At 56.3% G+C, this 12677-nt stretch carries 10 protein-coding genes; 3 read left to right on the plus strand and 7 right to left on the minus strand.

Annotated features, from left to right (window positions below; translation table 11 throughout):
* Positions 1-54: 54 nt before the first annotated feature.
* A complete protein-coding gene (locus tag LC059_RS04650; protein WP_010131435.1) occupies positions 55-525 on the minus strand; it encodes an Lrp/AsnC family transcriptional regulator in 471 nt (156 codons plus the stop codon).
* 273 nt (positions 526-798) lie between these two features.
* Between LC059_RS04650 and LC059_RS04655 the strand changes: the two genes are divergently transcribed.
* A complete protein-coding gene (locus LC059_RS04655) occupies positions 799-4362 on the plus strand; it encodes an indolepyruvate ferredoxin oxidoreductase family protein (RefSeq protein WP_226702649.1) in 3564 nt (1187 codons plus the stop codon).
* 60 nt (positions 4363-4422) lie between these two features.
* On the opposite strand, the gene LC059_RS04660 is transcribed toward LC059_RS04655, so the two are convergent.
* Together LC059_RS04660 and LC059_RS04665 are read right to left on the minus strand one after the other, a co-directional pair.
* Positions 4423-5709, minus strand: coding sequence for an OprO/OprP family phosphate-selective porin (locus LC059_RS04660; protein WP_226702650.1), 1287 nt, complete (start codon positions 5707-5709; stop codon positions 4423-4425).
* A gap of 68 nt (positions 5710-5777) precedes the next feature.
* The gene (locus tag LC059_RS04665; RefSeq protein WP_226702651.1) at positions 5778-6602 is read right to left on the minus strand and encodes a TraB/GumN family protein; all 825 of its coding nucleotides are present in this window, start codon (positions 6600-6602) and stop codon (positions 5778-5780) included.
* Between the two features lie 403 nt (positions 6603-7005).
* Here LC059_RS04665 and LC059_RS04670 point away from each other — a divergent pair, with 403 nt between their 5' ends.
* Positions 7006-8205, plus strand: coding sequence for a glycosyltransferase (locus LC059_RS04670; protein ID WP_226702652.1), 1200 nt, complete (start codon positions 7006-7008; stop codon positions 8203-8205).
* Here LC059_RS04670 and LC059_RS04675 read toward each other — a convergent pair.
* The 4 genes from LC059_RS04675 to LC059_RS04690 all read right to left on the minus strand — a co-directional run bounded on the left by LC059_RS04675 (position 8184) and on the right by LC059_RS04690 (position 12104).
* Positions 8184-9197: a glycosyltransferase family 4 protein gene (locus tag LC059_RS04675; RefSeq protein ID WP_226702653.1), complete on the minus strand. Its 1014-nt coding sequence runs from the start codon at positions 9195-9197 to the stop codon at positions 8184-8186. The two genes, LC059_RS04670 and LC059_RS04675, sit on opposite strands and share 22 nt — an antisense overlap.
* Before the next feature lie 212 nt (positions 9198-9409).
* Positions 9410-9877, minus strand: coding sequence for an acyloxyacyl hydrolase (locus tag LC059_RS04680; protein ID WP_226702654.1), 468 nt, complete (start codon positions 9875-9877; stop codon positions 9410-9412).
* 278 nt (positions 9878-10155) lie between these two features.
* Positions 10156-11307: an RNA polymerase sigma factor RpoD/SigA gene (locus LC059_RS04685; RefSeq protein ID WP_226702655.1), complete on the minus strand. Its 1152-nt coding sequence runs from the start codon at positions 11305-11307 to the stop codon at positions 10156-10158.
* A gap of 341 nt (positions 11308-11648) precedes the next feature.
* Positions 11649-12104 carry a hypothetical protein gene (locus tag LC059_RS04690; RefSeq protein ID WP_226702656.1) on the minus strand — a complete coding sequence of 152 codons (456 nt, stop codon included), beginning with the start codon at positions 12102-12104 and terminating at the stop codon, positions 11649-11651.
* 192 nt (positions 12105-12296) lie between these two features.
* Here LC059_RS04690 and LC059_RS04695 point away from each other — a divergent pair, with 192 nt between their 5' ends.
* Positions 12297-12629 (plus strand): hypothetical protein, encoded by a 333-nt coding sequence (locus LC059_RS04695; protein WP_226702657.1) that lies wholly within the window; start codon positions 12297-12299, stop codon positions 12627-12629.
* The last annotated feature ends 48 nt before the right edge of the window (positions 12630-12677 follow it).

Raw genomic sequence — 12677 nt, forward strand, 5'->3', positions numbered from 1 at the left:
GAGAGACTTAAAAAAACCAGACCCCTGCAGGGGCCTGGTTTTTATGAAAGAGTATTAAAGAGGCAGCTGAGTCGTGTACTTGACCTGTTTCAACGCAAAGGTCGAGTTTACCGAGGCCACATTGGGCAGGTGAACCAGAGAGCGCTTCAGCAGCTGTTCGTAGTGTTCCACACTGTCTACCACCACCCGAAGAACGTAATCTTTATCGCCACTGGTGGAATAGCACTCCACCACTTCCTGTACATCCTGCACCGCAGACTCAAAGTTGTTCAGGGAGTCTTCGTCGTGGTTGTGTATGGTCACGTAGCAGTATACTGTGACCCCAAGGTCAAGTTTGCGCGGATCCAGGAGGGTTACGCGGCCACGGATGATGCCTTCAGCTTCGAGGCGCTTGATACGACGCCAGCACGGCGTGTGAGACAGGCCGACTTTGTCTCCCAGCTCAGCCATGGAATAATCGGCGTTTTCCTGCAGCGCCCGCAGAATCTTGCGGTCGAAATCATCCAGGTCTGTTGAGCGCTTCATATAAACTCCTGTCCTACATTTTCTACTTTGGCCGAGATGGCTGTCATAATTTTAAGCGAAAACTTGTAAATAAAGCAATGTCTCATTGTGCTTTAAGCACTAGTATGACTTGACCAAACCGTCGCTAATTCAGGCCGCCCTACAATAACTCGTTTAAATCGGCGCCCAAGCCAGCGACGCGAGCCTCAAAACACAATAACTCGAATCACAATAGTTGGCGCAAGCCCGACTCCGTAGCGGGCCAATAGACACCAGCGGGAAAGAAGTAGGCGTATGAGTGAACAAAAAGTGAATACCGATTCCCACGCAGTCGCGACACAGGCTGAACCCACCAAGAAGGTTTCTCTGGATGATCGGTACACCATCCAGGAGGGGCGAGTACTGCTCTCTGGTATCCAGGCCCTGGTACGTCTGCCAATCGACCAGATGCGTATCGACCGCGCTCGGGGACTCAACACGGCCACTTTTATTTCCGGTTACCGGGGGTCTCCCCTCGGTGGCTATGACCAGCAGCTCTCCCGTGCCAGCAAGCTGCTCGATGAATTCAACATACGCTTTGTACCTGGAGTAAACGAAGAGCTGGCAGCCACCTCCGTTTGGGGTTCCCAGCAGGTAGGACTGTTTGAAGGGGCGGAAGTCGATGGTGTGTGCGGCATCTGGTACGGCAAAACCCCAGGGGTAGACCGCTCCTGTGATGCTTTCCGTCACGCCAATGCAGCCGGCTCTTCACCCAAGGGTGGAGCGCTGATCATCGCTGGCGATGACCATGGTTGTAAGTCTTCTTCGTACCCTGGTCAGTCTGAATTCGCCTTCGTGGATATGCATATCCCGGTACTGAACCCGGCTACCGTGCAGGAAGTGCTCGACTACGGCCTGTATGGCCTGGAGCTGTCCCGTTTCAGTGGCTGCTGGGTAGCCATGATTACCCTTGCGGAAAATATGGACAGCTCGTCCACCGTTGAAGTGAACCCGGGCGCGGTGTCTTTCGAGTATCCGGAAGTCGAGCGTCCAAGTGGCGGCCTCAATATTCGCAAGCAGGACAACCCGCTCGAGCAGGAAGAGCGCTTGTGGCGTTACAAGCGTCCGGCAGCCCTGGCATTCGCCCGCGCCAACCAGCTGAACAAGCTGGTGTTGGACAATCCCCAGGCGACCCTCGGTATCGTTACGACGGGTAAGGCCCACCTCGACCTGATGCAGGCCTTCGAGGACATGGGAATTGACGAAGACCGCGCTCGCGCCCTCGGTATCCGAATCCTCAAGGTTGGGATGACCTACCCGCTGGACGTGCCGGGAATTCAGGAATTTGCCCGCGGCCTGGACAACCTGCTGGTGCTGGAAGAGAAGCGCAGCCTGATGGAAGTGCAGCTAAAAGAAGAGCTGTACAACGTGCACCTGCGGGATCCGAACTTCCCGCGGATTCTCGGCAAAGTCGACGAGCACGATAAGCCGCTGCTGCCCATGTACGGTGAACTGTCACCGGCGGTTGTTGCGCAGGTACTGGGATACTTGCTTGGTGAAGAAAATCTTAATGAGCGCGCCAAGCACCGCCTGATGCGGCTGGATGCACTGGCCGAGCGTATTTCTGCCCAGGCAGGCTCCAGCGTCGCGCGGTTGCCCATGTTCTGCGCTGGTTGCCCGCACAATCGTTCCACACGGGTGCCGGAAGGCAGTCGCGCGCTTGCCGGTATCGGCTGTCACTACATGGCCCAGTGGCTGGATCGGGAGACGTTCACCTTTACCCAAATGGGCGCCGAAGGTGTTAACTGGATCGGCCAGGCGGCCTTCACCAGCGAGCCCCACGTGTTTGTAAACCTCGGGGACGGAACCTATTTTCACTCCGGTATTCTCGCTATTCGTGCCGCCGTGGCCGCGAAAGTGAATATCACCTACAAAATCCTGTTCAACGACGCCGTTGCCATGACCGGCGGCCAGCCTCACGATGGCGAGCTGCACCCGGACATGATCTGCCGCCAGGTCCTTGCTGAGGGTGTGAACAAGGTGGTGCTGGTGATGGATGACACCAACAAATACAAGGGCGCGCTCTCGTTCCCCAGCGAAGTAGAGATCCGCCACCGTGATCATATGCCCGCAGTGATGAATGAGCTGCGCGAAGCACCGGGTTGTACCGTCATTGTGTATGACCAAACCTGCGCCACCGAGCTGCGCCGCAAGCGCAAGCGCGGCCTGCTGCCGAAGGCGGAAGGGCGCCCGTTCATCAACGAACTGGTGTGTGAAGGCTGTGGAGATTGCGTTACCCAGTCGAGCTGTATCGCGGTAGAGAAAGTGAATACCGCATTGGGTGACAAGCGTCGAATCAATCAGACATCCTGCAACCAGGACATGTCGTGCGTGAATGGCTTCTGTCCGTCCTTTGTGACCGTGAAGGGCGGCAAATTGAACAAGCGTGCCGGCGTGGGTGATGCCCTGTGCCAGGAGGCGGACAAGCTGCCCGCCCCGAATCTGCCAGAACTGTCGGAGCCCTTTAACCTTCTGGTGACGGGTGTTGGTGGTACCGGTGTGGTGACCATTGGCGCGCTGCTGGCAATGGCTGCACATATTGAGAAAAAAGCGTGCAGTACCCTGGACCAGACCGGTCTTGCACAGAAGGGCGGCGCCGTTTACTCGCACGTGCGTTTCGCCGACAGCCCCGAATCTCTGAAGGCGGTGCGAATTTCAGACGGTCGTGCGGATGCGTTGATGGCCTGTGACCTGATTGCTGCGGGTAACCTGTCTGCGAGCCTGGCAAAGCTGGATGAAACCCACAGCCGTGCGGTGGTCAATACCCATTTGAGCCCGACCGCGGCGTCTGTGCTTGGCCGTGAGGATATCCATTCCCCCCAGGCGGTACTGGACACCATCAAGGATGCGGTGCAGGAGCTGGATGTGGTGGAAGGCCACGCGCTGACCAAGGCCGCGCTGGGAGATACGCTGGCTGCGAATATCTTTATGCTGGGCTTCGCCTGGCAGAAGGGCCTGATCCCACTGGGGCTGGCGGCGATCCAGGAGGCGATCAAGCTGAATGGTGTGGCCGTGGAAGGCAATCTGCAGGGGCTGGCAGCTGGTCGGCTGGCGGCGGCGGATCGCGCAGTATTGAACCAGTTGCTGTCCGAAGAAAAAGCCGTATCCCTGCCCGAAGGGTTGGAAGCCATCGTGGCACACCGGGTGGATCACCTGACTGGCTACCAGAATGCTGCACTGGCGCGCCGCTATCGCAAGCTGGTAGACAAGGTCAAAGAGGCGGAAATCCTCAAGGTGCCGGGCAGCGAGGCGCTGGCCGAGGTGGTTGCGCATAACTATGCGAAGCTGTTGTCGTACAAAGATGAGTACGAAGTGGCGAGACTGTATAGCGATGGGCGGTTTATGCAGGCTTTACAGGAAAATTTTGCCGGAGATTTCGAGCTGGAATTCAACCTGGCGCCACCGCTATTGAGTCCGTTCGATAAAAACCTGGGGCGTCCGCGCAAGCTCAAGTTTGGTGGCTGGATGCACAAGGCATTTGGCGTGTTGGCTAAGCTCCGCTTCTTGCGGGGTACCGCGCTGGATGTCTTTGGCTATACCGCAGAGCGCAAGATGGAGCGCGGCCTGATTTCAGAATACGAAAAGCTTGTGGATGAGGTCGTTGGCCGCCTGAATGCAGACAATCATGCTGCGGCGATAGAGTTGCTGACGTACCCGGAAAAAATTCGCGGATACGGCCTGATCAAGGATGAGAATGTAAAGCTTGCCCAGCAGGCGCGGGATGTCGCACTGCAGCGGTTTTACAATCCTAAAGCCGGTGTGCGGGATGCCGCCCAGGTTGAGGTCTTTGACCCGGCCAAGGCACAGCAGGTTGGCTGATTTTTACGAGCCCACCCCCCAAAAAAGCGAGCCATTGGCTCGCTTTTTTGCATTCAGGGGTTACCAGCCAATTTGCACCCGTATCCCGAACTGATTGGTACTGTCGCCGGTAAAATCGTCGTCACCAAATATCATGTTCATCATGATGCGCACATTGCGATTGGCATAGAAATTGAGGCCAATCTGCGCACTGCTGGCCTCCAGGCTGCGTATGTCGCGGTTCTCCATGGTGTCGTAGCGCGCTGTCAGTTCCCAGGCGCCTCCCCACAGGCCGTCACCAGAAGGTTTTGCGGAATTGAACGCGCCGCGTTTCTTATTGTACGTCTTGTGCTCCCCGCTCAGCATCCAGCTGCCCTGTATATACCAGGTTTGGATGGTCTGGCCGCCGATAAAGCAGTCGAGCAGTGGGTCGCAGTAAAACGGGGGAGGTCCGCCAAAGTCGTCTTCGAATTGCAGCTCGGAAAGGTAGTAGTTCCCTTCAAATTCACCCAATACATATTCGGACTGCAGGTAAAGGCGGCCGTGCGAGCCAGCCAGTTCAATGGAGATGGTAGATACGTCGTCCCCCAGGTCGCCGGGAGTCAGCGCCATCAGTTGAGACGGGCCGCGGCGACCGGCGTAGTCAGCCTGGGCTACCAGGTCGGGAGAGTTTGTGTTGGTGTTCTCGTAACTGATGGCGGTACCAAGGTGAAAGGTTGTCAGGTCGGTATTGATGGGCGCCCAAGCCAGGCGTCCGGCGGCGCCTGCACCTTCGTTGCGGCGTGTGCCCGCGTCGCGCAGGTTGAACGCCATCATGCCGAGTGTGAAACAGTCCAGTACACCGGTCCAGCCGATTCCCTGCTGAAATTGACGGTTGTCATACAAACCTGTGGAACTGGAAAAGGGGCGCTCCAGCATGGTGATTTCATTGGAGCTGGTCATTTCTGCCATGGAGCGGAAAGGCTTGAATTGACCTATCCGAATTTCACCATCGAGGAATTTGTGGGCGATGTAAACGTCTCGATAGCCGGTGAGCGTGGTGCCACTGGCGAAGTCTTGCTCAAGAACATATTTCCAGTCGTATATATTCCCCTTCAGGGTGATGCGGGCGCGGCGAAAGTCGGTGGTGCTCACCGGGTCTTCGATATCGGAATCGAACAAGTAGGTATCAAAGTGGATGCGCCCCCCTAGGGAGGCGGAATAATTGCCGTCGTCGGAGGTGATTTTCAATCCGCCTTTGGTTTCCGCTTCATCTGCCTGGGCGAAACTGCTGCTAGCAAGTGCGCAACAAGCCAGCAGGTAGCGAAGATCCCTGGCGGAGCAATGCGTCTCTCGATAGCCCAGCCTGGCGGTTGAAAAAAAAGTCATGACGTCCTTCCTTGCGGCGTGGTTATGGGCAGTTTAGACGGCTGCAAAAGGAGTGGCACACAATCGTATTAAATTTGCTTTACAGAAAAGCCGAGACCTTGCAGTAGGTTGGTAATGGACTTATCTCCAACAAGGTGGCCAGCGCCAACCACGACAAATAAGGTGTCATAGCGCTGACTGAGCTCATCAATTTTGTTTGCCATTTCCCGGTTGCGTTTGAAAAACAGCAGTTCGTATAGCTGTTCATATTCCGGGTGTTCTTCCATGCCCTCCCTGATGACCAAATCGTAAATGTCACCCTGATCGCCGCTCTTCCAGGCATTGGTCATCCGCGGCACGAAAGTATCCATCTCGGAGAGTTGATCCAGGGTTTGCTTCAGGTACAGCTCGGGGTTTTCGAGGCTGTTCAGCATTGCCAGCTGCCCCAGTACGCTTTCCAGCTCCAGAGTGGTTTTCCCTTCCTTGTGCGCCTGGTCGAGAAAGTGCCGATCGATGCCAGCTTTGGGGTCGAGACCGCGGGCCTGCATTTCGATCAGGCTCAGGGTGATCATGGCGATAGCAGGGCGCATGCGGTTGAAATTGGCCTCCGGGATCCGACGCATGCGCAGCCACTCCTGGAGCTGGGTATATATCTTGGGGGGTATGTTGTCTTTCAGTTGCTGCCCAGGTGGGTAGAGCGATTCGAGCATGACTTTCCGCTGCAGTTCCGGATCCGATTCCATGGCGATTACATCGGCCTCAACGACCAGCGCATCGCTCTCTTTATACGCCTGCCCAATAGTTTCCCGCAGCGGGTAAAAGCTCGCGTCCGCGAGATGGATTGAGCCTAGCAAGTAAACGGTTTTGTCTTCTTTGTGTGCCTTGAGCAACAGGCCGCGATCATTTGCGGCCATTGCCAAATTTGCGGCAAAGACAAAAAGTACGATGAAGAGCAGGGATGCGAGTTGCCATAGCGGATTACGGGTATTGCGTGTGTAAGTGACTCCGCCACTGGCCCGGCTTATTAAACGGATGGCTTGCATTGTGTGTGACTTCCTTGGTTGCGATATACAGATTCTTAAATTCAGAGGCGAAAAATTCTACCGGATTCCGCAGTAATTGTGATTTGTATCGCCATTGTGCAAATTGTGCATTCTGGCGCAGAAATCACCTGTACAATCATGGTTCGTCGCATTGGGGTGGATTGGCATAGTGCAGGCATAGCGTAGGAGCGGTACAGGGACAGTCTGGCCACCGAGCGGCGCGGAAACAAAAAATACAATCGGGACTGAGGCGTAAACTGTGAGGCCTAATAACATGCGGATTGTTCAGCTGGTGCCGTCGCTGGAGGCGGGTGAGCTCGCGCAGGAGACACTGGAGTTTGCCCAGGAGCTGGCGAGGCAGGGGCAGGATTCGGTAGTGATTTCTTCCGGTGGCACGCTTGTATCACGCCTTACCCTGCATAACTGTCGGCATTTTGAGTTGCCTGTGAACCAGGCAAAGTTATTGAATGCCCGTCTTCATCGCAAGCTTCGCAAACTGCTGGAAACTTTGCAGGCGGATATCCTGTTGTGTCGGGGGCCCGTTTGCGCCTGGCACGGTGCGCGGATCCTGAAGCAGCTTGGTCTACATCAACGCCCGCGCCTGGTAACCAGCATTGATCAATGGCCGTCCTTTGGGCTGCTGCGGGGGCGGCGAGTCAATCCGGCGCTTGCTCAGGGGGAGTTGGTACTGGCGGCCTCGGACACACTTGGTAAGCAGCTCTCCCAGCGCTATGTCGCCAGTTTTGGTGCCGCGCAAGATACCGCGTCAACCCGCAATGGGACCGGGGAAAAATTGCGCACGCTGTACCGTGGGGTGAATACCCGCGAGCTGGACAAGAATGCACCGGTATCGGGGCATTGGCATCACCGCCTGCTCAATGATTTCCCCCAGCTGGAGGAGCGCAACTGGCTCTTACTGCCGGGACCCATCGGGCCGGGCAGGGGGCAGGAGCGGTTTCTGGAGGTGCTGGCGGCGCTGAAGCAGGAGCGCCCGGATATTTTCGGCCTGGTGGTAGGGGATGCGGAGCCAGGGCAGGAAAAATTCGCCCGAACCCTGGAGCAGCGGGCCGAATCTATGGGGCTTGCAGAATACGTGCTGTTTCTCGGGGCGCGTCGCGATATGCGCGAGCTCTACGCCAGTGCGCGGATTACCTTTGATCTCGCGGGTGATCGCCCCCGTTTCGCGCCTTCTAGTGGTCGTTTCGTGGCGGAATCTCTTGCCATGGGGTGCCCGGCGATTGCCGTCGCTGGTACTGGGGTAGAGTTGTTGAAGCGGTGTTTCCCTCAGGGACTATTGTTGGCTGATGATGGTGATACGGCGAGGGGAGCAGCCGGCGTCGAGGGACTGGTGGCGGCAGCGAAAGAGATCCTTGAGCGACCGCGGCCGGTAGAGTTTTCCGGATTCAGTCTCGCGGAAACCACATCCCGTGCGGTAGGCTGGTTTGAGGGGCTTCAAGCAATAAGTTCTGAGTAGACCCGCCAGGTGGCTTTGGCCATGGTGTCGAGGGTGCACTCGGCCTCGGCACGGTCAAACAGTGTTGCAAAGTCGGTGTCCAGCTCCGGGCTGCACAGGGCACCGCGAATTCTCCCGGCGATGGTGTGGGGCTCCATATTCTCCAGCAGGTATTTCTCTGGCAGGTAATCCTCGGTGTCGCTGGTCTGGTTGGCGATTACCGGAGTGCGGTGCAGCAGAGCCTCTATCAACGTATATGGGGTGCCTTCTACGGCGCCAGGTATTACCACCAGGTCCACGGCTTGTATAAAGCTGGCAATCGCGCTGTCTCCGGAGAAAAAAGCCACGCGGTTTTCAAGTTTCAGCGCACACACCTGTTGCTGCAGAGCCTCTTTCTCCGGCCCATCACCCAGTACCATCAGTCGGCAATTCGGCAACAGAGGCATGGCTTCGACCACCCGGTTGACGCCGCGCGCCCTGATCAGGCGGCTTGCGACCAGTATTCGGGGCTTGTCGTTGGGGAGCGACTGCAACAGCGGTGTAATGGTGGCAGGTGCGGAGATTTCGACACCGTTGGGGATGATGTTCCAGTCCAGTTTTGAGTTGGCCACAGTGCTTTGGCTGATAGCGATACGAGCATCGAAGGCACTGGCCAGTTTGTCCCGTGGGTGGCGGACATTGTGCCGGGTGATCACCTGTCGGGTTTCTGTGTACGGTTGCACCGCGGCCATCAACTGTGCGGACTTGGAGCCGTGCCCGTGCACAATCTGGTACTCGCCTTTGCGGATCAGGTTGGCCAAGCGCCACACAAGGTTCGGATGGTGGCGGCTGCGATCGGTATTCAGTGGAATGAACTGGATGCGATCATCCAGCGTGGACAGATACCTGGGGTGGGCGATCACCGCCACCCGCGCACGGGTATTGTGGGCCTGCCAGCGCGACAGGTCGGCCACATGTTTTTCCAGCCCGCCGTGCTCTCGACTGGCGATCAGGTGGCAGATGGTTTGAATCATGGGGCTTCACGTCCGCTGTCTCTGGTGCGCCGCCGGTTAATTTTTGGTTGCTGGCAGGATATCTGCAGCCAATTTGTCTCTGCAGGATATTGGCACGGCGCCTGATGATCGCCACAAGAGGCGTTCAACGAAGCATGATTCTTTCCGTTTTTTGTGACAGGCGTTTTATCACTTTGTGACTATTTTATTGCGATCAGGTTTACTCACAGTCATCAGAACTTGGTATGCCAGTTAAGCGAGGCGAAGTCGAACCCTGGGTTGGGCGTATTGGTGTAGCCGTTGGAAAAGTGACTGTACCGAATTGAAAAGGTATTGCCGCTGTCGAGTGTATAGCCGGCAGCAAAATGCAGGGAGAAATTGAGGTTAGTAGAAAGATCTATGGCGCCGAAGCTGCGCTCGGTCAAGTAGGCTGCACCTACACCCACCTCACCAAAAAGCCCCTGTGCTTCTCGCTGCGGGTACCAGCGCAATACCGGTTTCAGCTCCCAGATATGTTGCTTCTGATCCTGCCCCCGGTAATCGTGCCACATGTAGCTGTAGCTAACCTGAGCCCACCATTGCAGGTGGTGGTGGCTGGGGTAATCGTAAAACTGATAGGACCAGTTGGCGCCCACCATTTCGGAGCCGGCGATGGACTTCTGCTGAATCAGCGCGTCGCCCAGACCTTTGCCTCCACTCAATATCAATTCATGTGCGCCCTGCTTCAGCCAGCTTTCTGCAAGGGAAGTGTGTGAGCACAAGGCTGAGAAAATTATTGCGGCAAGGACGCGAGTGAAAAGACTTCGTCGAACCGGAAAGGGAGGCTTTCGGAGAAAAGGCATAATGCGATCGCCAGTTATTGCTGTTAGCTGGTCTGTGCAAGATTAGCCGGATTTGAGATGTTGGCAAGCCGGACGCTCCTGGAGTGCCCGGCTCACGTGCTGTAATGACCTTTCTTCGTGGTCGTTTATTGCCCCATTTATCGCCACTGCCGCTTCAGCTGCCTCAGCGCGTCGGAATGTAGCTGCCGTGCGCGCTCCTGGCTGAGGCCCAGCTGTTCGCCGATGACCCGGAACGAGCAATCCCTGTCGGATATCAATCCGTAGCGCAGGCTCAATACCGTACGCTGCCGCGGCGGCAATTTGGCCACGGCATCCCTGAGTCGCTGCGCCAATTCCTGATTCGACACCAGCTCGTCAGTATTGAACAGTTCATTGGCGGGCGCGTAGTCCAGCCGGGTACTGCTCTGATCGTCTGAGATGGGGTCGTCCAGTGAGCCGGTGGGGCCAGGCAGTTTTAACAGGCTCTGTACCCGTTCGAGATCCAGCCCCGTCTGTTTGGCGATATTTTCATCCGAGGCAGGTAAGCCCTCCGAGCGCACCTGGTTGATGGCGCGATAGATATTCCTCAGGTCGTCCTGCACATTGGCGGGCTGGCGAACCATGTCGTCGTTGCGCCGCAATGTGAGCTGAATTTCCTGCTGGATCCACCAGTAGGCGTAGGTGGAAAAGCGGTATCCCATCTGGGGCTTGAAGCGCTCGATCGCTTTCATTAGTCCTACGTTGCCCTCCTGGATCAGATCGATAAAAGGCACGGAAGGGTTGCGAAAACGCTTGGCGATCGCGATCACCAGTCGCAGGTTGCACTGGATCAGTTTTTTGCGCTGAGCCTTGAAGCGCTTCATCAGGTTTTGCAACGAGCTGCGGTCGCGCTGGGAGATTTTGCCGGTTTCCAGCAGCTCGGTCGCCTTGGCGATAATCAGGCCGTGGTCGTAGGCACCAGTACTGCCGCGCTGCTCAACGCCTTCACTGCGCAGGTCCACGAGGGTGACGCCGCGCTTCTGCAGCAGGGCGATAATTTTTTCCTCCAGCTCCCGCAGCAGGCAGGTGGTTGTGTGTTCTTCCTCTGGCGTTAGCAGGTCGAGCCGGTACAGGTGTTTGAGGTAGTTCTGCATCGGGGTGCTGACGTTTTCTGCCAGCGACTCACTGGACGCGGTCTCCTCATCAGATGTGTCCGCGCGGGCCTGTGTGGGTTGTTCCGGGTCTTCCTGGGAGAAGCTTTCCCCGGCCAGATTGTTGCTATTTTCCTTCAGCCATTCGTCATCCCTTGAGTTGATATTTACTCGGGACAAAGTCTGAACCTTATGCTTGTGGCAGTGCGGTCTCGTCTTATTGGCCGCCTGCCTGCCGTAGAATCACCGGCGGCGTCCTTTCGCAGGATCGAGGCATGGCGTGCAAACTGCCATGCAGACAATTTGACTATAGATGATGGTTGAATGGGGCGCCGGAAAAATCGATCGACCAGTGGGTTTTTCTGGCTTTTTAGAGGCTTTCAGAAGGTGTCAAGCTGGAAGGCAGCGTCAGGTATGAGTGAATAGAGCGACTGGGAGTGAAAACCGTTGGGGTAAGTCGGCGGAGTTATAACCGCCCGGAGTGGGGCGGTTATGCTCGAAAGCGCGATGCGGCAGCGGATCTACTTTAGCCGTTTCACGCGCAGGGAGCGACCACCGGTGGTTTTACGCATCATGAAAGATCCTAGCGCGCCGCGCTCCACCACAATCTCCTCTCCGCCGCGCCAAATGGCCGTGCGGCTGCTTTCCACCTGACGCCATACCTGGCCATTGTCCAAGGTAAAGGTGTATTTTCCGTAGGCGCCTTTGGTGGCTTGGGTGATGGTGGCGGTAATGGATTCCGGCGCTTCTTCGATGACTTGTATCTGCTCCTGGCCAAACTGTTTTTCCGCATGTTGCTGCAAATTGCCGGCAAGCTTGTCGAAACAGGCGAGTCGTTTTTTATCGTCGTTAAACTGACTGCACTTTTTCAATTGCTCGCTGAGTGTATCCGCGCTGGACGGGAGAGGCAGGGTGGCGATGAGCGCCAAGGGCAGTGCGAAGGCGATAGGGAATCGACGGGTATTGGTTCTTTTCATATTGTCAGTTCCAAATGACAGTTCGGGTCGTTGAGTCTGCAGGATTTTGCCCCACAAACGGGTGCCACACAATGCAAATTGAGCTACTGGTCACGTTTCCTATGTTCACGGCGTGGAAGAATAATCGGGCTTGAGCCTAGAAAAATAGCCATATAAAAACACCATACAACAACACACTGTCAGGGGTTGGAAATGAAGAAACTCGTAATTCCCGCCATTGCCATCGCTGCGATCGGCGGATATCTGTACTACGCAAATCTCGAAAATGCTGAAGTGGATGTGGCGGAGGAGACTATTGCCGAAGAAGTGGAGGCTGCGGTCACTGAAGCAGAGCAGGCTGGCGCTAAGGCGGTGGATTCTGCTGAAACCATGATGGCTTCTGTGGAAGGTGATGTCTTTGCGGATGTGCCTGAAGCCATGGGTGAGGCTGTGGATGAAACCTCCGAGGTAGTGGAAGATGCTGCCGAAGAAGTGAAAGAGATGGTGGAAGAGGTCGCTGACGAGATTGATCACGCGGAAGAGTGATATTTTGTATTACTTGGTAAGGGAGCGATTGGTCCATACCCCAGTTCG

Source organism: Microbulbifer elongatus, from assembly GCF_020524885.1.
Taxonomy (GTDB): Bacteria; Pseudomonadota; Gammaproteobacteria; order Pseudomonadales; family Cellvibrionaceae; genus Microbulbifer; species Microbulbifer elongatus_A.